The following is a 22,865-nucleotide window of genomic DNA, read 5'->3' as shown; positions in this document are numbered from 1 at the left end:
GGGCCACAACCCGGACGGAAAGCCAGACCGGGAGTCAGAGGGGTTCGCTGAGGGATTGGACGAGGGCGGGAATCTGCTCTTGGAGGATGGTCAGGTCCGCCACAGGCGCATCGTCGCGGACGAAGGTGTCGCGCAGGGACGTGTCGAAGAGGCCGAGCATGAGCCGGGTCGCCGCTTGGAGATCGATGGTCAGCCGGCGCCCGAGACCCTCGCACGCCATCGCGATGATCTCGGCGAACTCCTCGTGGGTCTGCTCCCACAGCTCCACATAGGCGTCCGCGATCCGACGGTGCCGGACCGCGTGGATGACGAACTCATGGTGCACCAGGAACCACGTGCGGTCGATCGGCTCGACGGAGGTGAAGTGTTCCAGGATCTTGGCGATCGACCCGAGGTCGCCGTGACGCAGCTCGGCATCGACCGCCCCGCGCAGGGCCGCGACCATCCGCTCCTTCTCCCGGTTGAACAGGTCGACGACCAGCTCGTCCTTGGAGTCGTAGTTGGAGTAGAAGGCGCCGCGGGTGAATCCGGCGCGCTCGCAGATCTGCTCGACGGTGGCGCCCTGAATCCCCGTGTCCGCCAGTACCTCGCGGGCGGCGTCCAACAGCCGCGCACGGGTCGTGGCCCGCCGCCGGGTGCCGTCGTGAACCGCCATCGGCGTTCTCCTTCCCACTGCCGCGGCACGGAATGTGCCTCCGCGGCAAGACGAGCGTAGCCGCCGGACGGGTCGCCCCTCGTCCCGCAGCGACCATTCCACCGGCGAACCGTACTGTGCGCAACGGCACACGGATGCCTCGTTCGATACATGGACGTATTCGATACAGATATGTATCGTCGAGGCATGTCCGCTGCGCTCTACTCCCTCGGCCGTTGGTGTCATCGCCATGCCGGCCGCGTCGTCGCCGGCTGGCTCGTGGTGCTGGCCGCCGCCGCGGGCCTTGCCGCCACGGTCGGCGAAGGCACCCACGACGACTTCACGCTGCCGGGCACCGAGGGACAGGAGGCGCTGGACACCCTGACCCGGACCTTCCCGCAGATCGCCGGGATCTCCGCGCAGATCGTCTACATCGCGCCGGAGGGAAGCCGGGTCGACGATCCGGCCCTGCGCGAGGCTGCCGATGCCACCCTCGAACGCCTGGACCAGATGCCGTTGGTGGACGACGCGCTCTCCCCCTTCGACGACCTGGTGGACGGCACCGTCAACGCGGCCGGCGACGCCGCGATCATCCAGGTGCAGTTCTCCGGAGGGCCGTCGGACATCACCGATCAGGTCAAGACGGACCTGCGGACCGCGACCGAGCCGCTGGAAGCCGCCGGGGCCGAGGTCGAGCTGGGCGGTGGCGCCTTCATGAACACCGGTCCGACGATCACCTGGATGGAGGCCGCGGGTGTGGTCGTCGCCTTCGTCGTGCTGTGGATCGCGCTCGGGTCGGGACGGGCCGCCTTCATGCCGGTCCTCACCGCGCTGATCGGCGTCGGCGTGACGATGAGCCTCATCTGGGCGCTCACCGCCGTGACCCATCTGGCCTCCCCGACGCCACTGCTCGCCTTGATGATCGGCCTCGCGGTCGGGATCGACTACGCCCTCTTCATCGTCTCCCGCCAACGTGAGGAGCTCGGCCGTGGAGCGGAGCCGGACGAGGCGAGCGGGCGGGCGGTCGCGACCGGTGGCTCCGCCGTGGTCTTCGCCGGCATCACGACCCTCATCGCCCTCGCCGGGCTCGCGATCGCCCGCATCCCGTTCCTGACCTGGATGGGCGTCACCGCCTCGGCCTCGGTGGCGATCGCGGTCGTCGTCGCGATCACGCTGCTCCCCGCGTTGATGGGGCTGGCCGGCGAACGGCTCCGCCCGCGCAGCGCCGGGAGCGGACGCGCACCGATCGCCCGTCGCTGGGTCCGTGCCGTCACGACCGCGCCGTGGGTGACCGTGGTGGTGGTCGTGCTCGCCCTGGGTGCGCTCGCGCTGCCCGGTCGCGATCTCGCGCTCGCGCTGCCCGGGAACGGCACGGCTGAGGAGGGGACCACCGAACGTGCCGCCTACGACCTCGTGGACGAGCACTTCGGCCCTGGTTTCAATAGCCCTATCCTCCTGACCGCGGACATCATCGACTCGCTCGATCCCGTCGGATTGATGGACCGGCTGGGCGAGGAGGTCGCGGCCTTCGAGGGCGTGGAGACCGTCGCCCTGGCCACCCCGAATCCCACTGCCGACACCGGCGTGGTCCAGTTCTTCCCGTCGACCGCGGCCGACGACCCGGCGACGGCCGAACTGGTCGAGCGGCTGCGCGAGGCCGCGCCCCGGTTCGAGCGCGACTATGACGTCACCACCGCCGTGACCGGGCAGACCGCGATGGAGATCGATGTCTCCGAGCAGCTGTCGGACACGCTGCTGCCCTTCGGCGCCTTCGTGGTGGTGCTGACGCTCCTGCTCCTGACGACCGTCTTCCGCTCCGTCGTCGTCCCCGTCAAGGCGGCGCTCGGCTATCTGCTCAGCGTCGGCGTCTCCTTCGGGGCCGTGGTGTTGGTGTTCCAGCGCGGCTGGGCCGCCGACCTGCTGGGCGTGGACCACATCGGACCGGTGATCAGCTTCCTGCCGATCCTGCTGATGGGCGTGCTCTTCGGGCTGGCGATGGACTACGAGCTGTTCCTCGTCTCGCGGATGAAGGAGGAGTTCGCGCGGGACGGCGACGCGGATCGTGCCATCGAGGCAGGCTTCGCGACGAGCGGGCGGGTTGTGACGGCAGCAGCCGTCGTGATGCTGGCCGTGTTCATCGCCTTCGTGCCCGAGAGCGATGCCATGGTCAAGCCGATCGCCTTCGCCCTCGCCATCGGGGTGTTCGTCGACGCCTTCGTGGTGCGGATGATCCTGGTGCCCGCCGTCATGAAGCTCCTCGGCTCCCGGGCCTGGTGGATCCCGTCGTCGCTGGACCGCTCGCTGCCCCGGCTGGACGTGGAGGGTGAGGCCCTCCACGAGCGCGTCGCTCGTGCCGACTGGCCGGCCGACGGCAGCCGGGTGGCCATCGAGTCGCTGACCCTGCCCTCGGGCCACGTCATCGACAGCTGGCGGACCCCGGACTCCTGCGTCGTGATCGAGGGGTCTTCGCGGGACCGCGCCTTCGTCGCCCTGACCTTGTCCGGACGGGCGCCGCAGGCGACCGGGACCGTGCGTGTCGACGACCTGGTGCTCCCCTTCGACGCGTCGCGTCTCCGGCGCCGGTCCGCGCTGCTCCCCGCCGGCGACATCAGCCGCCGTCGCAGTGTCGGCGCTTGGATGGCGGAGCTCGGCTCGACTGACCCGGAGGCGCTGTTGACGGAGGTCGCCACGAGCCTCGCCGCCCGGGGCCTCGGTCCGGTGCCGAATCTCGCCGACAGGGTCGTCGATCTCAGCACCCCGATCCGCATCGTCCTGGCTGTCGCCGTGTCGACGGCTCACGTGATGGTCGTCGACCTCGCCGATCTCGGCGAGGACCACGCTCTGCGCGTCGTGGGCGCCTGCCACGACCTCCTGACTCCCGACCGACTGCTCGTCGCCACGGCCGCCCCGGGCGCGCTGTCGGGCGCCGGGGTCGCCACGCTCTCCCTCGACCCGATACCGGAGTTGATGACCGTATGAACGTCCCTCACCCTCGAGCCGCGCTGATCATCGCCCTCGCGGTGCCCCTCGTCGTCGCCCTCGCCGCCGTCGGCGCGGGGGCCACCGGCGGTACGGACGATGTGCGCGCAGCCGTCGTCAACGAGGACGAGATCGTCTCGGTCACCGCCGACGACGGCACGGAGCAACCCGTCGCGGTCGGTCGGCTGCTCGCCGCCGAGCTGACCGACGACGATGCCTTCGACTGGACGATCACCAACCGTGCCGACGCCGAGAGCGGACTGGACGACGGCACCTACGGCGCCGTGCTGATCATCGGCTCCGACACCTCGGCCGCGGCCGTCTCTCCCGCTGGAGCGCCAGCCGACGTGCGGCACGCCCACCTGCGGATCCAGACCTCTGATGCCGTCAACCCTGTGGCCGGCGAGCTCGCGCAGACGGTCACTGACGCGGCCCTCGCGGCGCTCAACGCCCAGGTCACCGAGACCTTCGTCGACAACGTCCTGGTGTCCCTCGGGACCATCCGCGGGTCGCTCGCCGAGGCGGCGCGCGGCGCGACGACGCTCGCCGACGGGCAGCGCGACCTGGCCGAGGGCGCCGGGCAGCTCGCCACCGGGATCGGTCAGCTGGAGAACGGTGCGGGTGAGCTCGCCGACGGAACCACCCGACTCGCCGACGGCTCGTCACAGGCGGCGACGGGGTCGGCGCAGCTCGCGCAGGGCCTCGCGCGACTCGACGGCGGCGCGCAGGAGTTACGGGACCGTACCGCCGAACTGCCGGCACAGACTGCTCAGCTCGATGCGGGAGCGCAGGAGCTGCGGGCCGGGGCGGATCGGTTGGATGCCGGCGTCCAGGAGATCGCCGACAGCGTCGCTCCGCTGTTCGAGATCGCACAGCACCTGACGGACCTGATCATCGGTTGGTCGAGCGAATGCGCCGGCGCCGGTCTCCCGGCCGATGTCTGCGCCACGGTCGACTCGATCGTCGCCGAGGCCGAACAGGTCAACGCCGATATCCAGGCCGCACGCGGGCGCGTCGGCGAGCTCACGGCCGGTACCGGACAGCTCGCAGCCGGGCTGCAGCAGCTGAGCGACGCGACCGCCCGCCTCGCGGCAGAGGCTCCTCAGCTCACGGCCGGTATCGGACAGTTGGCGGACGGCACCGCGGCCGCCCGGGGAGGCGCCGATGAGCTCGCCGACGGCACTGCCCAACTCGCCGGTGGCGCCCGCGCCGCCGCCGACGGTGCCGTCCAGCTCCGCGAGGGAGCTGGCCAGGCGCGTGCGGGAAGCGGGGAGCTCGCCGACGGCAGTGAGCAGCTGGCGGCCGGAGGCCGTGAGCTCGCGGACGGTCTCGATGAGGGCGTCGAGCAGCTTCCCGCCTATTCCGATGACGAACGCGAGCAGCTCAGCCGGGTCGCAGCGCGACCGGTGACCGCGGAGAGCGCCACCAGCCATCGGATCTCCCCGGCCGCCCTGCCGGTGCCGTCCGCGATCGTCGTCGCGGCGCTCGCCGCCGCGGCTCTGGTGTGGTCCTTCCGCGCACCCCTCGGCCGCGAAACCCTGCTGGCCGGTTCGCCGTTGCGGCAGATCGTCGGCAGCCGTCTCCTGCCGGCGGCCGTCCTCACCGTGACGGCGGTGAGTGCGGCTCTGGTGGCGCTGGCCCTCACGAACGGCCTCGGCGCTGCCTCCTCGGCCCGTTTCATCGCTCTGGCGATCCTCGGGACCCTCGCTCTGACCGCCCTCGGGCAGGGACTCACGGCCGCCGTCGGCCGGCTCGGCGCGGCGGCGATCGCCCTGCTCGCCGCCGTCGCTACCCTGGCCGTCCGCGTCCCCGAGGCGGCGAGCGAGGGTGTGCGCCTGCTGTACACGATCTCACCGCTCACCCCGCTCCTGGAGGGATTGCGAGCGGAGCAGACCGGCACGGCATCGCTCGAAGCTCCCCTCGCCCTCGTCGCCTGGGGTCTCGTCGGTCTCGGCCTGTCGGCTTGGGCAGCTCAGCGACGTCGTTCCGATGTCGCCAGCTGGCTCCTGCGACCGGCCTGACTCGGTCCCCCCTCGATGGAGGTAGACCATCAACCCCATGACGGCTCGATAACGTTGCTGACCTACCCCCCCCCACTCGCGACGAAGGGTTGAAGGCCTACCGCCATCGGCTCGCGCACCGGGCCACCGTTAGACGGTGGGGTCAGCGGCCCGCCGCCAGCGCAACGATCGCGGGAATCGTCGGCGTCGATCACGCCGAGGAGGACGATCGACTCGTCTCCCCCAGGGGGTCGATGCTGGACATGGATGGTCCGGGCCGCGACCGACAGACGGAGATCGTCGACCTCGTAGGCGGCGGCGAGCCGTCGCACCGTGGTGACGATCCCGTCGGTCTCCGCGCCTTGGCGGAACATCTGCATCGCGACATCGAGGGCGAAGGTCAGCACCTGCAGGACGTGCGGTCGCTCCTGCTCCCCGGGAGGTCATGGGCTCAACGCAGAGCACCCCGGACCCCCGCAAGCGGGGATCCGGGGTGCTCACGCGAGTGAATCAGAGATGGGTCTCGATATCGGCGTCCTCGCGCGCGGCATCGACCAGGGTCTGATAGGTCTCCTGCTGCTTCTGGCTGCGGACCTGCTCCTCGAGCTGTTCGCGGACCTCCTCGAAGGGCGGGAGCTCGGCACCCTCGGCCTGGGAGGCGACCGCCTGGTCGTAGAGCTCGCGGAGCTCCTCTTCCGACGCCGGTGCGTCGCCGATCTCGTCGTCGACGAGCGACTGGACGGTGACACCGTCGGCGATCTGCTCGCGCACCTCGTCGGCGGAGAGGTCCTGTTGCTCCTCCAGCTGAGCCAGGTACTCCTCGGGAGACTCGACGCCGCTGTTGGTGGCGTAGGTCGTCAGGAGCTCGTCGATCTCCTCGTCCGTGGCGGACAGGCCACGACTCTCGGCCTCCTGCACCAACAGACGGTTGTCGATGAGCAGGTCGAGGGTCTCCTGCTTGAGCTGGTCCTGATCGATGGGCTCACCGGACATCTCCGCTTGGCCGGCCGTCTGCTCGAACTGCGGCTCGTAGATCGCCACGAACTCGTCGCGAGTGATGTCCTCGCCGTTGACGGTGGCCACCACGTCAGGGATGCCGTCGAGGTCGGCCGACTGGGCCGAGGTCTCGTCTCCGGACTCGTCGCCGTCCTCCCCACCGCGCGGCAACACCGCCGCGAGCAGGACACCCAGCACGAGCAGGGCGGCCAGCAGCACCGCCACCAGCCTGGTTCGATTCGACACACGCTCTCCCTTGTCGTCGACGTTGCCGCGACGAAACTAGCACCCGGGCCCTGACACCCGAGGCAGCTTGATTTGAATGATTCAAGTCTTGCTAAGGTGACTCCGTGTCCACCGCACACCGCACCCCCACCACGACCGAGGCCATCCGCGGCGCCGGCCTGCGCGTGACGCAGTCGCGGCGAGCGGTCATCGACGCGCTCGGCGAGCGCCCCCACGCCCGGGCCGAGGAGATCTACCGCTCCGTCCTGGAGTCGATCCCGAACACCAGCCTGCAATCGGTCTACAACGCCCTCGGCGACTTCGTCCGGGCGGGCCTCGTACGCCGTATCGAACCGGCCGGCCATCCGGGCCTGTTCGAACTTCAGTCCGGCGACAACCACCATCACCTCGTCTGCACCGCCTGCGGTTCGGTGCACGATGTCGCCTGCGCCGTCGGCGAGGCCCCCTGCCTGACCCCTTCCGATGACCACGGCTTCGCGCTACACGCCGCCGAGGTCACCTTCTGGGGCCTGTGCCCCGACTGCTCACGCGAGCCTTGATTTTGCCCTGTCATCCATCCCGTCGTCACAGATAAGGAAGGCCAGATGAACGATCACGTCGATCCACCGCTCACCGATGAGGAGACCGAGTCCACCACGGTCACCGGTGAGGAGACCGAGGCGGCCGGAGCGTGCCCCGTCATGCACGACGCCCTCCCCCACCCGACCCAGGGCGAGGCGAACCACGACTGGTGGCCCAACCGGCTGAATATCAAGATCCTCGCCAAGAACTCGGTCGAGCGTGATCCCTACGGCCGCGACTTCGACTACGCCGAGGCCTTCGGCCGGCTCGACCTCGCCGAGGTCAAGCGCGACATCCACGAGACGCTGACCACCTCGCAGGACTGGTGGCCGGCCGACTTCGGCCACTATGGCCCGCTCATCATCCGCATGGCGTGGCACAGCGCCGGCACCTACCGACTCGGCGACGGTCGCGGGGGCGGCGGCCACGGCCAGCAGCGCTTCGCTCCGCTGAACAGCTGGCCGGACAATGTCGGCCTGGACAAGGCCCGCCGGGTGCTGTGGCCGATCAAGAAGAAGTACGGCCAGCAGCTGTCGTGGGGCGACCTGATGATCCTGGCCGGCAATGTCGCCTTGGAGTCGATGGGCTTCGAGACCTTCGGCTACGCGGGTGGACGCCCCGACGTCTGGGAGCCCGATGACGACGTCTACTGGGGCGCGGAGACCACCTGGCTCGGCAGCGACCAGCGCTTCAGCGGAGACCGCGAGCTCGACAAGCCGCTCGCGGCAACCCACATGGGCCTCATCTACGTCAACCCCGAGGGGCCCGAGGGCGTGCCGGACCCGGTCGCCGCGGCCCACGACATCCGCGAGACCTTCGCCCGCATGGGCATGAACGACGAGGAGACCGTCGCCCTCATCGCCGGCGGTCACACCTTCGGCAAGACCCACGGCGCCGCGCCCGATGACAACATCGGCCCCGATCCCGAGGCCGCTCCGATCGAGCAGCAGGGTCTGGGATGGAAGAACACCCATGGCACCGGCAAGGGCGACGATCAGATCACCAGTGGCCTGGAGGTGACCTGGACCTACCACCCGACGCGCTGGGACAACGAGTTCTTCCACATCCTGTTCGCCTACGAGTGGGAGCTGTTCCAGAGCCCCGCGGGTGCGCACCAGTGGCGTCCCAAGAACGGTGCGGGCGACGGCCTGGTGCCGATGGCCCACTCCGACGGCAAGCGCGAGCCGCGCATGCTCACCACCGACCTCTCGTTGCGCTTCGACCCGGCCTACGAGGCCATCTCGCGACGCTTCCACGAGGATCCGCAGGCCTTCGCCGAGGCCTTCGCCCGCGCGTGGTTCAAGCTGACGCACCGCGACATGGGCCCGAAATCCCGCTACCTGGGACCCGAGGTGCCGGCCGAGGACCTCATCTGGCAGGACCCGCTGCCGGCGGTCGACCACGAGCTGATCGACGAGGCCGATGCCCGCGCGTTGAAGGATCGGGTGCTGGCCTCGGATCTGACCGTCCAGCAGCTGGTGTCGACCACCTGGGCGGCGGCGTCGACCTTCCGCGGCAGCGACAAGCGCGGCGGTGTCAACGGCGCGCGTATCCGCCTGGCGCCGCAGAAGGACTGGGATGTCAACAACCCGGCCCAGCTCGCGACCGTGCTGAGCACCCTGGAGGACATCCAGGAGACGTTCAACGCCGAGCAGTCCGGTGGCAAGCGGGTCTCCCTCGCCGACCTCATCGTCCTCGCCGGCAATGCGGCGGTCGAGAAGGCGGCGAAGGACGCCGGCGTCGACGCCACGGTGCCCTTCCGCCCCGGGCGTGTCGACGCGACGCAGGAGCAGACCGATGTGGACCTGTTCTCCTACCTCGAGCCGTCCGCCGACGGTTTCCGCAACTACGACGGCGGCAAGGCGAACCTGCCGGCGGAGTACCTGCTGCTGGACCGCGCGAACCTGCTGACCCTCACGGCGCCGGAGACCACCGTGCTGGTCGGTGGCCTGCGCGCGCTGGGAGCGACGTACGACGGCTCGTCGCTCGGCGTGTTCACCCAGCGGCCGGGCGTGCTGACGAATGACTTCTTCGTCAACCTGCTCGATCTCGGCTCGACGTGGAGGCCGCTGGACTCCGGCTCGCACGCCTTCGAGGGTCGTGACGCCGCCGGCGAGCTCATCGGCACGGGCACCCGCGCCGATCTCGTGTTCGGCTCGAACTCCGAGCTGCGGGCCCTCGCCGAGGTCTACGCGAGCGATGACGCGCACGAGAAGTTCGTGCACGACTTCGTCGCCGCCTGGCACAAGGTCACCGAGCTGGATCGCTTCGATCTGGCCTGAGCCACCCACGTAGAACGCCGCCGGGACGACCTCGTCCCGGCGGCGTTCCGCATTCGGCCCTCACACCCGCCGATGACGAAGGACGGGCTTCTGGGGTTGTTCTGGCGCCTCGGCACGAAGGATGTGTTTCGGCGGTCGCCACCGCGACCCTGAACGCACATCCTTCGTCACGCCGAGAGATCGCGCAGCGCGCGGAGTCCGGCCGCGACGATCGCCTCGGCATCCACCTCGTGGCGCATGTGCAAGCGCGCGTATACGGGAGCGAGGTCGACGTCGATCGGGCTGTCCCGCTCGCTCTCCACGATGGGATCGGTCGCGGCGCTGCCGATGACGAAGTTCGACATCGCGTAGGTCATCGTGAGTGGATCGTCGACCCCTTCGCCCTCGAGCAGCTCGCAGAATCTCTCGGAGAGACGCAGATAGGCCGGCCCACGCGGAGCACGCAGGCCGATGACCCGCGGCGCCCACGGGTGACGCCGCAGATGGCGGTAGTACGCGAGATAGAGACCCCGATGCCCGTCCTCGGCCATCGCGCGCTGAAGATCGACGTCATCGGCGAGCGCGTGATCGAGGGCGAGGTCGAGCAGATCGTCGGCCGACTCGACGCGTGAGTACAAGCTGGCCGGGGCCACCCCCATCCGGCCGGCCAGCGCACGGACGGTGAGCGCGTCGACGCCCCCCTCGTCCAGCAACCTGCCGGCCTCGCGGGCCAGCTCGCCGATGGCGACCGCTCGGGTACGACGCACGGGCCTCACGTGGTCCCAGTAGCTCATCGACACCTCCTTATACGAACAATGTTAGTTTAATCCCATGCTGCATGCCTCGCTCCTCCCCCTCGCGAACGATCGAGTCCGCCTCCGCCCGCTACGGGCGGAGGATGCCACGGCTTACGCCGAGGGTGCCGAGGACCCGACCGTGCGCCGCTACGCCCACCTCCCCGAGCCGCACTACACCCCCGCCACCGCACGGGCGATGATCGAGGGCGCCGCTCGCGACGGCCTGGAGCGCGGCGACCTCGCGGTGCTCGCCATCGCCGACCCCGCAGACGACAGCTTCCTCGGCAGCCTGGTGATCTTCGACGTGACCGAGGACAGCGCCGAGGCCGGCTTCTGGCTGCGACCGGACGCGCGGGGAGCCGGACGTTCTGCCGCCGCACTCGATCTCGCGATCGATCTCGTGCGGCGCAGCGGACTGAGCGGACTGACCGCGAGGACCGTCACCGACAACACCGCCTCGCAACGGGTACTGGAGGGCGCCGGCTTCGTCGAGACCGGCCGCCAGGCGAGTACCGCCCCTTCCGGGCAGCGCATCGAGGCGGTGCACTACGAGAGGTGGCTGCCACGGCCGACCCCCGCCCTCCCCCTGACGACGGAACGACTCGCCCTGCGCCTTCACCGTGCCGGCGACGAGGACTGGCTCCGCCGCATCTACGAACGGCCCGAGGTCGTGCACTACCTGCTCGACCCGCCGTGGACGCCGCAGCTGGCCGAGCGTCGCCTGAGCGAACGCCTCGCGAGGACGGGCCTGGAGTCCGACGCCGGCGCTCTCGCCCTCGTCGTCGAGCACGAGTCCTCGCCGATCGGCGATATCGCCCTCTGGCTGACCGACGCCGCTCACGGGATCGCCGAGATCGGCTGGGTACTCGATCCCGATCACGGCGGCCGGGGCTACGCGCTCGAGGCGGTCCGCCGGGTACTGGACCTCTCGATCGACCACTGTGGAGTCCACCGCGTGACGGCCCAGATGGATGCGCGCCACGGGGCATCGGCCCGACTGGCCGAACGCGCGGGAATGCGGCACGAGGCACATCTGCGGCAGGACTGGTGGAGCAAGGGCGAGTGGACCGACACCCTCGTCTACGGCCTGCTCGCGGACGACGTCCATCCGCGAAGATAGGACCATGACCGACCGATTCGAGGACCTGATCCGTGCGGGCGCGAGCGCCGATGTGTCCGGTTGGGACTTCGACTGGCTGGACGGGCATGCCACTGAGGAGCGACCGGAGTGGCGCTACGCCCGCCGGCTCTCCGAGCGGCTCGGCAGCGCATCGGCGTCGCTGGACATCCAGACCGGCGGCGGCGAGGTCCTCGCCGAGGCCACCCGCTTCCCTCCGACGGCCGTGGCCACCGAGTCCTGGCCTCCGAATATCGCTCATGCGACGCAACTACTCCACCCGCGCGGCGTCGTCGTGGTCGCGGACCCCGATGAGCCGCCACTGCCCTTCGGCGACGCGGCCTTCGACCTCGTGACGAGCCGGCATCCGGCCACGATCTGGTGGGGAGAGATCGCGCGTGTGCTCCGCCCGGGCGGCATGTACGTCGCCCAGCATGTGGGCCCGGCCAGCGTGTTCGAACTCATCGAGTTCTTCCTCGGCCCCCAGCCGGAGGCACGCCGCGGCCGGCACCCCGATGACGAGACCGCCGCCGCGATGGACGCCGGGCTCGAGATCGTCGACCTCAGGACGGCGAGGCTGCGCATCGAGATCCACGATGTCGCCGCCGTGGTCTATCTGCTGCGCAAGGTGATCTGGTGGGTGCCCGACTTCACCGTCGAGAGATACCGCGAGCGATTGCGCGAACTGCACGACCTCATCCAGACCGATGGGCCTTTCATCGCCCATTCGACCCGCCACCTCATCGAGGCGCGCCGGCCGGCGTGACGGGCGATCACCGCTGGTCGCGGCGCAGGGGGTGATCCTCGGGCACCTCGACCAGGACGATCCGGATGCCGTCGGGGTCGGCGATCCACGCCTCGATGAGTCCCCACGGCTCGGTACGCGGTTCTCGCAGAGCGGTCACCCCCGCCGCCACGAGTCGGTCGTACTCCGCCGCGACATCGCGGACCTGCAACCACAGCTCCGCCGTCGACGCTCCCGAGGCGTCCGAACGTCCGGAGACCTCCAGGAGGCCGTTGCCGCAGAAGAACACCGTGCCCGGTGAGTCCGGCGGGCCGAACTCCCGGTGCACCGCCAACCCGAGGGTGTCGCGGTAGAACTCGCGACTGCGCTCGGGGTCGACCGGTCGCAGCAAGATCCGACTGCTCAGTACCTCCATGCCCTCATCGTCGCACCGGCGACGATGACGGACTACCCGTCGCCGGCGCCCACGAACCCGAGGAACGCCAGCGCGGCCGGCCCCGGATTGAAGTCACTCCAGGCGAGGTACTCGATACGGGTCGGCCCACCGGTGACGGCCACGGTCCTCAGCCCCCGGCCCGCCGGGACCACCGCCTCCGACAACAGCGTGATGGCGAGGCCCTGCCGGACGAGATCGAGGATCAGGTCCGTGCTCATGGCCTCGAAGGCGACCTCCCGCCGCAGACCGGCAGCGGCGAAGGCATGGTCCGACGGCAGCCTGCCCGGACTTCCCTCGGGGAAGTCGACGAAGGTCTCGTCGACGAGATCCGTCAGGCGCAGACGACGCCAGTCCGCGAACCGATGACCGGTGCCGACGACGGCGACGAGGCGCTCACGGGCGAGGACCCGGGTGGCGACCCCGCGCGGCACCGCCGAATCGGCCAGCCCGAGGATCGCGATGTCCATCGCGCCCGCCGCGATCGCGGCGATGAACTCGTCGCTCCCGCCACCGCGGAGCCGTATCCGGACGGCCGGGTGCGTTCGGCGGAACTCGCGGAGCGCGGCAGGCACGTCGACGGCCGTCACGGTCGGGATCATGCCGATGGTCAGGTCGCCACGGATCTGCCCGGTGGCGGCGGCCGCGTCGGCGGCGGCACGTTCCGCGGCCTCCAGGCTCGCGCGGGCGCCGGGGACGAAGGCCTCGCCCGCGGCGGTCAGCTCGACCTTGCGGCTGGTGCGGGCGAACAGCCTCACCCCGAGCTCCCGCTCCAATGCCTTGATCTGATGGCTGAGCGCCGATTGCACCACGAAGTGGCGTTCGGCCGCCCGGGTGAAACTGTGCTCCTCCGCGACCGCCACGACGTACCGCAGCTGCTGAAGCTCCATCGACCTATGATGACTCTTCATTGCTCAGATGAGAAACATGCGTTGGACTCATCGATGATCGGGTCCGACGATGGACGGGTGAGCATCACCGCCTCCGCCTCCCCTACGACCACGGCCACGCGTGTCGGCTGGACGGTCATGACCGCGATCGCCCCGGCCGTGTGGGGCACGACGTATATCGTGACCACCCATCTGCTGCCGGAGGGACATCCGCTGTTCGCGGCCCTCATGCGATCGCTGCCGGCCGGACTGATCGCCCTGCTGATCGCTCGCTGTTTGCCGCGCGGCTCGTGGTGGTGGAAGAGCCTGGTGCTGGGTGTGTTGAACATGGCGGCCTTCTTCCCACTGCTGTTCCTCTCCGCGCAGCACCTGCCGGGAGGGGTCGCAGCCACCCTGGGCGCGGCGCAGCCGATCGTGGTGGCCTTCCTCGCCGTCACGATCCTCCAGGAACGGCTCTCGTCCTGGCGGGTCACCTGGGGCATGGTCGGCATGATCGGTGTCGCCCTCGTCGTCCTCGGGCCGGGAGCCGGTCTCGACCCGATCGGCGTCCTCGCCGGCCTCGCAGGCGCCGCCTCGATGGGGACCGGCGTCGTCCTCACGAAACGCTGGGGTCGTCCTGAGGGCGTATCGGCCATCGGCCTCGCCGGCTGGCAACTCACCGCGGCCGGACTGGTCCTGCTCATCCCCGCCATGGTCGTCGACGGCGTTCCGACCGACATCGACGGGCCGGCCGTCTATGGCTATCTATGGCTCGGTCTCGTCGGTGGGCTGCTCACCTACACCCTCTGGTTCAGCGGCATCCGGCGCCTGCCCGTCACCGCCACCGCCCTGCTCGGGCTGCTCTCGCCGCTCATGGCCGCCCTCCTCGGCGCGGTCATCGCCGGCGAGGCGCTCACTCTCGTGCAACTCGCCGGATTCGTCCTCGCCCTCACCGCGATGGTCGCCGGCCAGCTCTCCCCATCTGTCACCAGGAAGGACCTATGAGAATCACCGTCTTCGGCGCCACCGGCATGGCTGGCAGCGCCATCGTCACCGAAGCCCTGTCCCGCGGCCACGAGGTCACCGCGCTCTCACGGCGCCCGATGGAGACACTCGGTCAGGAGCGGCTGACGGCCTTCGCCGTCGATATCACCGGACCCCTCGATATCGGGCCGCTGCTCATCGACGTCGACGTCGCCGTGCTCACCGTCCGTCTCCCACCGGGCGAAGAGTCCGAGATCGCGCCCGTGACCCGGCGCGTCCTCGATGCCGCCGCACGCCACGGCGTCCGCGTGTTCGTCGTGGGCGGCTCCGCCCCATTGCGCTCGCCGACGTCTCCGGACCGGCTCGTCGTCGACGATCCGGCGTACGTGCCGGAGGCGTGGAAGACGATCGCCGAGGCGAGTCTCGATCAGTTCCACGTCTGCGAGCGTCACGCTGAGGCCCAGTGGACCTATCTCAGTCCGCCCGCGGTCCTCGAGCCCCGCGCACGCACCGGTCGCTACCGCCGCGGCCGCACCACGTTACTCGTCGACGCGGACGGCGACTCCCGCATCGCGGTCCCCGACCTCGCGACTGCCCTCGTGGATGAGATCGAGCATCCGAACGGGGAGCGCCACTTCACGGTCGCGGGCGCACCGGACGCTCGCTGACCCAGGTCGTTCAGTCGGCGACCGCCCCGGCCGTGATGTTGATGGACGCGGCCGGCCGACGCGAGACCTCTGAGACGATCGAGTATGTCTGGTTCCTCTGTGATCTTCATCGGCGGGCGTTCCGGCGCAGGCAAGTCGACCGTCGCATTCGCTCTGCACGATCTCCTCTCCCAGCGAGACGTGCAGCATGCCGTCATCGAGGGAGACTGTCTCGACCTGGCGCATCCGGCCCCGTGGGAGTATCACCTCGCCGAGCGGAACCTCGCTGCGATGTGGGAGAACTATCGTGATCTGGGATACCGGCGGCTCATCTACACGAACACCGTCTCGATCCTCCAGGTACCGGCGCTGACAGAAGCCATGGGCGACGCACGTGAGGTCACATCGGTGCTGCTTCGAGCAGGCCATTCGACAGTTGCCGAACGACTCGGGCGACGCGAGCACGGCGACAGCCTCGAACGGCACGTACAGCGCAGTACGACGATGGCAGCCCGTCTCGATCGGTCTGCGGGTGACGATGTTCACCGTCTCGATACCGATGCGATGACCCCGCTCGCTGTCGCCGAGCACATCGTCGACCTCTCGGGCTGGGCCGGGACGAGCCGTCGAGCGGACTGAACGCCGAGCGCGAACGCCGACCAGGGCGGATGTACCTTCGCGCCCGCAGGGTTCCTCCTCGGGCTCGCCAGCCGATCGGGGCCCCGCTGGCGCTCGGTGGGCGAAGAGGGACTCGAACCCCCGGCCTTCCGGGTGTAAACCGGATGCTCTAACCAACTGAGCTATTCGCCCGAGCGACCTGACGGTCGGGTCGCAACGATAGCGCACCCTCACCCTGCGGTCGTCCGCGAGCCGGGGCGACCGGCGGTAGACGGTCAACCTCACCAGACGGTCATGGGGTTGACCGTCTACCGCCGCTCGCGAGGTGAGGTTGATCAGCTACCGCCACCGCAGGGGCCCCGGAAAAAGGCCGTGCCGCCAAGGTCTCGGGTCCCTGGCGGCACGGTCAGTCCATCAAAGCAGATGTTCGCTCGCTCTGGTGGCGGAATTCACAAGATTGAGGCGATTCTCAGCCGACGAGCTCGGAGACGGCCTCACGGTAGCCCGACAGCTCGCGGGCCTCGCCGATCTGGTTCTCGACCTTCCAGCGCACGACACCCTCGGCATCGATGAGATAGGTGCCGCGCACGGCGCACCCGAGATCCTCGTTGAAGATCCCATAGGACCTCGCGACCTCGCCGTGCGGCCAGAAGTCGCTCAGCAATGAGAACTGGTAGCCGTCCTGTTCGGCGTAGGCACGCAGGGAGAACATGTGATCGCACGACACGGCGAGCAGTTCGACGCCCGCGTCGGAGAAGACCGCGAGATTGTCCCGCAGCTCGCACAGCTCCCCCGTGCAGATGCCGCTGAAGGCGAAGGGATAGAAGACGAGCGCGACCGGCGTGCCGCGCAGGTCGGCGAGGGACACGTCCTCGCCGTGCTGGTTCTTGAGAGTGAAGTCCGGGGCCCGCTGGCCGATCTCGATCGTCATGACGACGAGCGTAGCGGCCCCTCGCTTCAGCGCCGGTGTGTGGAGAGCTTGGTGACGGCCCAGTCCTCTCCCGCCGGGGAGGTCGTCGTGACCGACAGCCCCGCGATCGGAGCGGCCTCGCCGACGTCGGCGCCGCTCACATGACCCTCCCGCCCCACCTTGGGGGTCAGCAGCCAGACGAAGCCGCCCTCGGCGACGTCCTGCAGGGCGTCCATGAGGCCCTCGGCGAGATCTCCGTCGCCGTCGCGCCACCACAGGATCACCCCGTCGACGACCTCGCCGACATCACCGTCGACCAGCTCGTTGCCCGTGTGCTTCGCGATCGCGCCGCGGAGGTCGTCGTCGACGTCCTCATCCCACCCGAGCTCTTGAATCACCGTGTCGGGGGCGAATCCCATCTTGCCGGCGTCCACCCGTTCCTCCTCGTGGTTGATGGCGGAAAACCTACCGAAAAGTAGGTACTCCGAGAGTGCTGCCGGTCTCACACTAGCGGAGACGAAGTGGAATGATGGAGAAGTCCACCCGACACCCAAGGGAGCTTTCCATGCCGCAATCCGGCTCTGAACGTCCGCCCATCATCCACGAGGGTATGCCGACCCAGCTGCCCGACATCGATTCGGAGGAGACCCGTGAATGGGTCGACTCGCTCGATGCGATGGTCGACGACCGTGGACGTGAGCGCGCTCGCTACGTGATGTTGCGTCTGCTGGAGCGCGCACGCGAGAAGAACGTGGGCGTGCCCGCCCTCCGCAGCACCGACTACATCAACACGATCCCGCCCGAGCGCGAGCCCGACTTCCCCGGCGACGAGGACATCGAACGACGTATCCGTTCCTATATCCGATGGAACGCCGCCGTGATGGTGTCGCGCGCCAACCGTCCGGGCCTCGGCGTCGGCGGTCACATCGCCACCTATCAGTCCGCGGCCAGCCTGTACGAGGTCGGCTTCAACCACTTCTTCCGCGGCAAGGACCACCCCGGCGGCGGCGACCAGATCTTCTACCAGGGCCACGCCGCACCCGGCATCTACGCCCGGTCCTTCCTCGAGGGGCGCCTGGACGAGGATCAGCTCGACCGGTTCCGGCAGGAGCACTCTCACGGCTTCGGCAACGGCCTCTCGTCGTATCCGCACCCGCGGCTCATGCCGAACTACTGGGAGTTCCCCACCGTCTCGATGGGCCTCGCCGCGATCAACTCGATCTACCAGGCGCGGTTCAACCGCTACCTGCAGAACCGGGGCATCAAGGACACCAGCGAGCAGCACGTCTGGACCTTCCTCGGCGACGGCGAGATGGGCGAGGTCGAGTCCCTCGGCGCCATCGGCGTCGCCGCGCGCGAGCAGCTCGACAATCTCACCTTCGTCGTCAACTGCAATCTGCAGCAGCTCGACGGCCCGGTTCGCGGCAACGGCAAGGTCATCCAGGAGCTGGAGTCGATGTTCCTCGGCGCCGGCTGGAATGTCATCAAGGTCGTCTGGGGACGCCAGTGGGACGATCTCCTGGCCAAGGACACCGACGGTGTGCTCGTCAACCAGATGAACCGCACCCCCGATGGCGAGTTCCAGACGCTGTCGGTCGAGTCGGGTGCCTACAACCGCGAGCACTTCTTCGGCGCCGACCCGCAGCTGCTGAAGATGGTCGAGCACCTCACCGACGAGGATATCGAGAAGCTGCCCCGCGGCGGACACGACTACCGCAAGGTCTACGCGGCCTTCGACGCGGCCCGCAAGCACACCGGTCAGCCGACCGTGATCCTGGCGCACACCGTCAAGGGCTGGCTGCTGGAGTCCTTCCAGGCGCGTAATGCGACCCACCAGATGAAGAAGCTGACCAAGGACGATCTGAAGAACTTCCGCGATCGGCTGCACATCCCGGTCACGGACGAGCAGATCGACTCCAGCGATATCGCGCCCTTCTACCACCCGGGCAAGGACAGCGACGACATCCAGTACATGCTCGAGCGCCGCAAGCAGCTCGGGGGCTCGCTGCCCAAGCGCGTGGTCCGCGGCAGCGAGCTGAAGCTGCCGGACAAGGAGTTCTACGGCGAGCTCAAGAAGGGCTCGGGCAAGCAGCAGATCGCCACCACGATGGCCTTCGTGCGGTTGCTCCGCGACTTGATGAAGGACAAGAACGTCGGGCCGCGCATCGTGCCGATCGCGCCGGACGAGTACCGCACCTTCGGTATGGACTCGATGTTCCCCTCGAACAAGATCTACAGCCCGCAGGGGCAGACCTATCAGTCGGTCGACCGCAAGCTGCTGCTCGCCTACAAGGAGTCCGAGACCGGTCAGCTGCTGCACGAGGGCATCAGCGAGGCCGGAGCGATGGGTTCGGCGATCGCCGCCGGCAGCGCCTACGCGACACACGGCGAGCCGATGATCCCGGTCTACATGTTCTACTCGATGTTCGGCTTCCAGCGCACCGGTGACTCGATCTGGGCGATGGCCGATCAGATGTCGCGGGGCTTCCTCGTGGGCGCTACCGCGGGTCGCACCACGCTGACCGGCGAGGGCCTGCAGCACGCGGACGGTCACTCTCCGCTGCTGGCGAGCACCAACCCGGCGATCGTGCACTACGACCCGGCGTACGCCTTCGAGATCAGCCACATCGTCGAGGACGGCCTGCGCCGGATGTACGGTCCGTCGCAACCAAAGACTGGTGACCAGAAAGCTACCGACGGTCACGGCGAAAACGTAATTTACTACCTGACGGTCTACAACGAGCCGCTGCAGCAGCCGGCCGAGCCGGAGGACCTCGATGTCGAGGGACTGCTCCAGGGCGCCTACCGTTACCGCAAGGCCGAGGCTGGGCAGACCCGCGCCCGCATCCTCGCCTCGGGTGTCTCGGTGCCGTGGGCGCTGCAGGCCCAGGAGATCCTCGCCGAGGAGTACGACGTGGCGGCCGATGTCTGGTCGGTCACGTCCTGGAACCAGCTCGCCCGTGACGGCCACGAGACCGAGGTGCGCAACTTCAACCATCTCGGCGAGGAGCGCGAAGTCCCGTACATCACCCGGGCCCTGTCCGAGGAGCCCGAGATCGTCTCGGTCGGTGTCAGCGACTACATGCGCTCGGTCCAGGACCAGATCGCCCGCTGGGTCCCCGGACCCTGGCAGTCGCTCGGTGCCGACGGCTTCGGCTTCGCCGACACGCGTGCCGCGGCCCGCCGGTTCTTCCAGATCGACGCCGAGTCGATCGTGGTGGCCGTGCTCGCCGAGCTCGCCGCCACGGGCGATCTCGACGCCAAGATCGCGCGGGAGGCGTACGAGCGCTTCCAGCTCGACGACCCGAGCGCCATGGCCGGTGTCCCCCAGGAGGGCGCCGACGCCTGACCGGCATCATCCCGACGACGGGCCGCGGCACATCGCCGCGGCCCGTCGTCGTGTGTATCGCGCCGGAGCTGCTCTGGAACAGTCCCCCTAGACTGTTCCCCATGCTCGGACGAACCTGGGACTTCTTGCGTCGCTGGCCCTATACCTTCGGTGCCGCGCTGGCCCTCGTCGTCGGCATCTTCACACTCATCATGTCCAGCCGCCTGGGCGTCCCGCTGCGCGACCCCGAGGGCTTCCTCGGACCGGCCTATGTGCGCCTTCCCCTCATGGCGCTCGGCTTCTTCGCCGTCGGCGTCATCCCGATGGCCATCAAGCGCCGCGGCATCAAGAAGATCTTCCCCGGTATCGCCGATGTGGTCCGGTACGAGTGGACGTGGAGCCGGGTCATCCACATCGCCTCCGGGCTCCTCGTCTTCTACGTCTGCTACGTCAGCTACCGCAATCTCAAGAGCTATCTGCCGGTGCTGCGCGAGGGCGTGCTCTACGACCGCATGTTCGCCGAATGGGACTACTGGGTGACCTTCGGCCACCAGCCGGGCGAGTTGCTGCACCAATTGCTCGGCACCGGCTTCAACGCGCAGGTCCTCTCGTTCATCTACCTGACGTACCTGATGCTGATCCCGATCACCTTGGGCGCGTTCCTGGTGCTGAACCGCGATGTCTCCCTCGGCGCCTGGTACGCGACGGCGCTCGCGCTCAACTGGATCCTCGGCACGGTCAGCTACTACATCTGGCCGTCGCTCGGGCCAGCCTTCTTCCAGCCGCAGTTCTTCACCGATCTAGAGGAATCGGGGGTCACCGCGCTCCAACAGGGATTGTTCCGCAACGCCTCGGCCTTCAAGGAGGATCCGACGGGGCCGTTCATCTACGGCATCGCGGGCTTCGCCTCGCTGCACGTGTCGGTCACCTTCACCGCGGCGCTGTTCTTCCAGCGCACCGACCAGAGCCGCTTCGTGCAGGCGATCGGCTGGGTCTACTTCGCGCTCACGGTGCTCGCCACGATCTACTTCGGCTGGCACTACCTCGCCGACGATGTCGGCGGCATCCTCATCGGCTGGTTGTCGGTCGCGATCGGCGGCTGGGTCACCGGCAACGGGTTCTGGCGACAACGCCACCACAAGATTCAGCTGACGGCGGACCCGGACGATTCGCGGGGCACCGTGTCCAAGGCGAACTGATCGCCTCGACGCAGCAGCGCACGCCAACGCCCCCGGTGATACTGCGCTGGGGGCTTGGAGGCGCAGAACTCGATGACGAGGTCGCTGAACCGGTCGGGTTCGTCGCGATGCGGGAAGTGCCCTGAGTCCTCGAAGACCCGCACCTCGGAGTTGACGAGGGCGGGAGCGTTCTCGGCATGCTCGGCCGGGATCACGTGATCCTGCGCGCCCCAGACGACCAGCACCGGCATGAGCCGGGCGAGATAGGCGCGATCGGTCATCGTCACGTACTGCCCGCGCCAGTCCATCACGGTGCTGCTCAGCCGCAGGACGGCCTTGCGCTGCCCCGGATCGGCGAGCTTGACGTAGATGTCGGCCACCTCACCCAGGTCGCGGAACAGCGGCCCCGGTAGGCGCGACAAGGTCCGCATGGCGTCGGCCACCGGACGCCGCCACGGACGCGCCGTCGCCACCGAGAGCGCCGCGCCGGAGCCCGGGAGGGTCAGCATCCGGATAAGCGGCGTGACATCGCGTCCCAGGCCACCGGGGGCCACCAGGACGACCCGCTCGGTGCGCTCGGGGAACTGATAGGCGAACTGCATGGCCACCCCTCCCCCGAAGCTGTGCCCGACGACGGTCACCTTGTCGATGCCGAGGACGGTCAACAGGTCGCGCATCCCGTTGGCATAGCCACCGAGCGAGTAGTCGGCATCGGGCTTGTCGGAATCGCCGTGCCCGAGCAGGTCCGGGGCGATGACGGTGAAGTATTCGGCCAGGCGATCGATGACCGACGCCCACGTGCTGGAATCGCAGCCGAGACCGTGCAGGAGGAGCAGTACCGGACCGGTCCCGCGACGCCGATAGACGCGGCGATACCCGTGGATCACCTCGCAGTGGACGTCCGGATCCTCCTGGACCGTGCGCGCAACCATCTGGCCATCGTAATGCCGAGCCGCGCGACGCGACGCACGGAACGCGCGGGCGAGGGCGTGCCGGTCGGGCTCCGCACCGTAGAATCATGCCCGTGGACGATGACCAGATCGACCTCCACGAGGTCAAGCAGCCCGCCGTGCGCGCCATCACCTGGATGGCGGTCGTCGGAGCGGCCATCGGCATCGCCTTCGGCCTGCTCGGGGCCACCGTGTTCACCGCGACCGGCATCACCGGTGCCGACCTCCCGCCGTTGACGGCCGAGCCCAGTCCGACCCCCACGGAGGAGGAGACCCCGGCCGAGGAGCCGGACGACTCCGACGACGAGGAGCCTGCCGCTCCCGAACCGCAGCTCTTCGCCGAGCGCGACCAGGTTCCCCCGGGCCAGCGTTTCGGTCTGAACGGCCTCATGCCCGGGGTCGACGAGGGCACCACGTTGCAGGTCCAGGTGCAGGACGGCGACGGCCCCTGGGAGGACTTCCCGGTGACCACGACCGTCGAAGCCGACGGTCGCTTCGAGACCGTCGTCTACACGTCCCGCACCGGCGAACGGCACTTCCGGATGATCGTGGCCGGCGGCGAGGAGACGACCCCCGAGGTCACCGTCCGGATCGGCTGATCCTCAGCCCTGC

Annotated in this window: 21 protein-coding genes and 1 tRNA gene; 12 read left to right on the top strand and 10 right to left on the bottom strand. The window is 69.1% G+C overall.

The genetic code is table 11. The annotated features are described in order from the left end of the window. Positions 1-34: 34 nt before the first annotated feature. Positions 35-655, bottom strand: a complete 621-nt coding sequence (locus tag FNM00_RS10530) for a TetR/AcrR family transcriptional regulator (RefSeq protein WP_143913399.1) — start codon at positions 653-655, stop codon at positions 35-37. 186 nt (positions 656-841) lie between these two features. Between FNM00_RS10530 and FNM00_RS10525 the strand changes: the two genes are divergently transcribed. After that, positions 842-3,613, top strand: coding sequence for an MMPL family transporter (locus FNM00_RS10525; protein ID WP_185973095.1), 2,772 nt, complete (start codon positions 842-844; stop codon positions 3,611-3,613). Next, the gene (locus FNM00_RS10520; RefSeq protein ID WP_143913394.1) at positions 3,610-5,634 is read left to right on the top strand and encodes a YhgE/Pip domain-containing protein; all 2,025 of its coding nucleotides are present in this window, start codon (positions 3,610-3,612) and stop codon (positions 5,632-5,634) included. Before FNM00_RS10525 ends, FNM00_RS10520 begins: the two co-directional genes overlap by 4 nt. Before the next feature lie 62 nt (positions 5,635-5,696). Here FNM00_RS10520 and FNM00_RS10515 read toward each other — a convergent pair whose 3' ends face one another. Together FNM00_RS10515 and FNM00_RS10510 are read right to left on the bottom strand one after the other, a co-directional pair. After that, a complete protein-coding gene (locus FNM00_RS10515; protein WP_143913392.1) occupies positions 5,697-6,020 on the bottom strand; it encodes a hypothetical protein in 324 nt (107 codons plus the stop codon). A 103-nt stretch (positions 6,021-6,123) separates the two neighbouring features. Then, positions 6,124-6,855 (bottom strand): SurA N-terminal domain-containing protein, encoded by a 732-nt coding sequence (locus FNM00_RS10510; protein WP_143913391.1) that lies wholly within the window; start codon positions 6,853-6,855, stop codon positions 6,124-6,126. A gap of 104 nt (positions 6,856-6,959) precedes the next feature. On the opposite strand from FNM00_RS10510, the gene FNM00_RS10505 reads away from it, so the two are divergent. Further along, entirely contained in the window at positions 6,960-7,394 is a 435-nt protein-coding gene (locus tag FNM00_RS10505; protein WP_143913390.1) for a Fur family transcriptional regulator, read from the top strand. Between the two features lie 45 nt (positions 7,395-7,439). Beyond that, positions 7,440-9,698, top strand: a complete 2,259-nt coding sequence (gene katG / locus FNM00_RS10500) for a catalase/peroxidase HPI (RefSeq protein ID WP_143913389.1) — start codon at positions 7,440-7,442, stop codon at positions 9,696-9,698. Positions 9,699-9,865: 167 nt separating this feature from the next. Here katG and FNM00_RS10495 read toward each other — a convergent pair whose 3' ends face one another. After that, a complete protein-coding gene (locus tag FNM00_RS10495; RefSeq protein WP_143913388.1) occupies positions 9,866-10,471 on the bottom strand; it encodes a TetR/AcrR family transcriptional regulator in 606 nt (201 codons plus the stop codon). A gap of 37 nt (positions 10,472-10,508) precedes the next feature. Between FNM00_RS10495 and FNM00_RS10490 the strand changes: the two genes are divergently transcribed. Further along, positions 10,509-11,594 carry a GNAT family N-acetyltransferase gene (locus FNM00_RS10490; RefSeq protein WP_143913387.1) on the top strand — a complete coding sequence of 362 codons (1,086 nt, stop codon included), beginning with the start codon at positions 10,509-10,511 and terminating at the stop codon, positions 11,592-11,594. Between the two features lie 4 nt (positions 11,595-11,598). Beyond that, the gene (locus FNM00_RS10485) at positions 11,599-12,357 is read left to right on the top strand and encodes a class I SAM-dependent methyltransferase (protein WP_143913386.1); all 759 of its coding nucleotides are present in this window, start codon (positions 11,599-11,601) and stop codon (positions 12,355-12,357) included. Between the two features lie 7 nt (positions 12,358-12,364). Here the strand turns inward: FNM00_RS10485 and FNM00_RS10480 are convergent, their stop codons facing one another. Beyond that, positions 12,365-12,751 (bottom strand): VOC family protein, encoded by a 387-nt coding sequence (locus FNM00_RS10480; RefSeq protein WP_143913385.1) that lies wholly within the window; start codon positions 12,749-12,751, stop codon positions 12,365-12,367. 32 nt (positions 12,752-12,783) lie between these two features. After that, positions 12,784-13,659 carry a LysR family transcriptional regulator gene (locus tag FNM00_RS10475; RefSeq protein WP_143913384.1) on the bottom strand — a complete coding sequence of 292 codons (876 nt, stop codon included), beginning with the start codon at positions 13,657-13,659 and terminating at the stop codon, positions 12,784-12,786. Between the two features lie 78 nt (positions 13,660-13,737). On the opposite strand from FNM00_RS10475, the gene FNM00_RS10470 reads away from it, so the two are divergent. The 3 genes from FNM00_RS10470 to FNM00_RS10460 all read left to right on the top strand — a co-directional run bounded on the left by FNM00_RS10470 (position 13,738) and on the right by FNM00_RS10460 (position 15,908). Beyond that, positions 13,738-14,643 (top strand): EamA family transporter, encoded by a 906-nt coding sequence (locus tag FNM00_RS10470; protein ID WP_246065150.1) that lies wholly within the window; start codon positions 13,738-13,740, stop codon positions 14,641-14,643. Next, complete coding sequence (locus FNM00_RS10465) at positions 14,640-15,290, top strand: NAD(P)-dependent oxidoreductase (RefSeq protein ID WP_143913383.1); 651 nt, start codon at positions 14,640-14,642, stop codon at positions 15,288-15,290. Before FNM00_RS10470 ends, FNM00_RS10465 begins: the two co-directional genes overlap by 4 nt. 84 nt (positions 15,291-15,374) lie before the next feature. Beyond that, complete coding sequence (locus FNM00_RS10460) at positions 15,375-15,908, top strand: adenylyl-sulfate kinase (RefSeq protein ID WP_143913382.1); 534 nt, start codon at positions 15,375-15,377, stop codon at positions 15,906-15,908. A gap of 97 nt (positions 15,909-16,005) precedes the next feature. On the opposite strand, the gene FNM00_RS10455 is transcribed toward FNM00_RS10460, so the two are convergent. The 3 genes from FNM00_RS10455 to FNM00_RS10445 form a co-directional block, all read right to left on the bottom strand. Continuing rightward, positions 16,006-16,079, bottom strand: a tRNA-Val gene (locus tag FNM00_RS10455). Positions 16,080-16,356: 277 nt separating this feature from the next. Next, positions 16,357-16,818, bottom strand: coding sequence for a peroxiredoxin (locus FNM00_RS10450; RefSeq protein ID WP_143913381.1), 462 nt, complete (start codon positions 16,816-16,818; stop codon positions 16,357-16,359). Positions 16,819-16,844: 26 nt separating this feature from the next. After that, a complete protein-coding gene (locus FNM00_RS10445) occupies positions 16,845-17,231 on the bottom strand; it encodes a DUF3052 domain-containing protein (RefSeq protein WP_087623923.1) in 387 nt (128 codons plus the stop codon). Between the two features lie 131 nt (positions 17,232-17,362). Here FNM00_RS10445 and aceE point away from each other — a divergent pair, with 131 nt between their 5' ends. Continuing rightward, on the top strand, positions 17,363-20,146 hold the full coding sequence (aceE, locus tag FNM00_RS10440) for a pyruvate dehydrogenase (acetyl-transferring), homodimeric type (RefSeq protein ID WP_143913380.1): 2,784 nt from the start codon (positions 17,363-17,365) through the stop codon (positions 20,144-20,146). 101 nt (positions 20,147-20,247) lie between these two features. Continuing rightward, positions 20,248-21,324, top strand: coding sequence for a phosphatase PAP2 family protein (locus FNM00_RS10435; RefSeq protein ID WP_240191087.1), 1,077 nt, complete (start codon positions 20,248-20,250; stop codon positions 21,322-21,324). Here FNM00_RS10435 and FNM00_RS10430 read toward each other — a convergent pair. Further along, the gene (locus FNM00_RS10430) at positions 21,270-22,235 is read right to left on the bottom strand and encodes an alpha/beta fold hydrolase (RefSeq protein ID WP_143913379.1); all 966 of its coding nucleotides are present in this window, start codon (positions 22,233-22,235) and stop codon (positions 21,270-21,272) included. The genes FNM00_RS10435 and FNM00_RS10430 overlap by 55 nt on opposite strands. A gap of 92 nt (positions 22,236-22,327) precedes the next feature. On the opposite strand from FNM00_RS10430, the gene FNM00_RS10425 reads away from it, so the two are divergent. Continuing rightward, complete coding sequence (locus FNM00_RS10425) at positions 22,328-22,852, top strand: hypothetical protein (RefSeq protein ID WP_143913378.1); 525 nt, start codon at positions 22,328-22,330, stop codon at positions 22,850-22,852. The last annotated feature ends 13 nt before the right edge of the window (positions 22,853-22,865 follow it).

This window comes from Aeromicrobium piscarium (genome assembly GCF_007421815.1).
Taxonomy (GTDB): Bacteria; Actinomycetota; Actinomycetes; order Propionibacteriales; family Nocardioidaceae; genus Aeromicrobium; species Aeromicrobium piscarium.
The sequence above is the reverse complement of the archived record's forward strand: the minus strand, read 5'-3'. Positions and strand labels throughout refer to the sequence as shown.

What these genes read in the sequence shown, in the direction of transcription:
- FNM00_RS10530 (WP_143913399.1), bottom strand. Translation starts at nt 655, where the DNA reads ATGGCGGTTCACGACGGCACCCGGCGGCGGGCCACGACCCGTGCGCGG.
- FNM00_RS10525 (WP_185973095.1), top strand. Translation starts at nt 842, where the DNA reads ATGTCCGCTGCGCTCTACTCCCTCGGCCGTTGGTGTCATCGCCATGCC.
- FNM00_RS10520 (WP_143913394.1), top strand. Translation starts at nt 3,610, where the DNA reads ATGAACGTCCCTCACCCTCGAGCCGCGCTGATCATCGCCCTCGCGGTG.
- katG (WP_143913389.1), top strand. Translation starts at nt 7,440, where the DNA reads ATGAACGATCACGTCGATCCACCGCTCACCGATGAGGAGACCGAGTCC.
- FNM00_RS10495 (WP_143913388.1), bottom strand. Translation starts at nt 10,471, where the DNA reads ATGAGCTACTGGGACCACGTGAGGCCCGTGCGTCGTACCCGAGCGGTC.
- FNM00_RS10490 (WP_143913387.1), top strand. Translation starts at nt 10,509, where the DNA reads ATGCTGCATGCCTCGCTCCTCCCCCTCGCGAACGATCGAGTCCGCCTC.
- FNM00_RS10485 (WP_143913386.1), top strand. Translation starts at nt 11,599, where the DNA reads ATGACCGACCGATTCGAGGACCTGATCCGTGCGGGCGCGAGCGCCGAT.
- FNM00_RS10480 (WP_143913385.1), bottom strand. Translation starts at nt 12,751, where the DNA reads ATGGAGGTACTGAGCAGTCGGATCTTGCTGCGACCGGTCGACCCCGAG.
- FNM00_RS10475 (WP_143913384.1), bottom strand. Translation starts at nt 13,659, where the DNA reads ATGGAGCTTCAGCAGCTGCGGTACGTCGTGGCGGTCGCGGAGGAGCAC.
- FNM00_RS10465 (WP_143913383.1), top strand. Translation starts at nt 14,640, where the DNA reads ATGAGAATCACCGTCTTCGGCGCCACCGGCATGGCTGGCAGCGCCATC.
- FNM00_RS10460 (WP_143913382.1), top strand. Translation starts at nt 15,375, where the DNA reads ATGTCTGGTTCCTCTGTGATCTTCATCGGCGGGCGTTCCGGCGCAGGC.
- FNM00_RS10450 (WP_143913381.1), bottom strand. Translation starts at nt 16,818, where the DNA reads ATGACGATCGAGATCGGCCAGCGGGCCCCGGACTTCACTCTCAAGAAC.
- aceE (WP_143913380.1), top strand. Translation starts at nt 17,363, where the DNA reads ATGCCGCAATCCGGCTCTGAACGTCCGCCCATCATCCACGAGGGTATG.
- FNM00_RS10435 (WP_240191087.1), top strand. Translation starts at nt 20,248, where the DNA reads ATGCTCGGACGAACCTGGGACTTCTTGCGTCGCTGGCCCTATACCTTC.
- FNM00_RS10430 (WP_143913379.1), bottom strand. Translation starts at nt 22,235, where the DNA reads ATGGTTGCGCGCACGGTCCAGGAGGATCCGGACGTCCACTGCGAGGTG.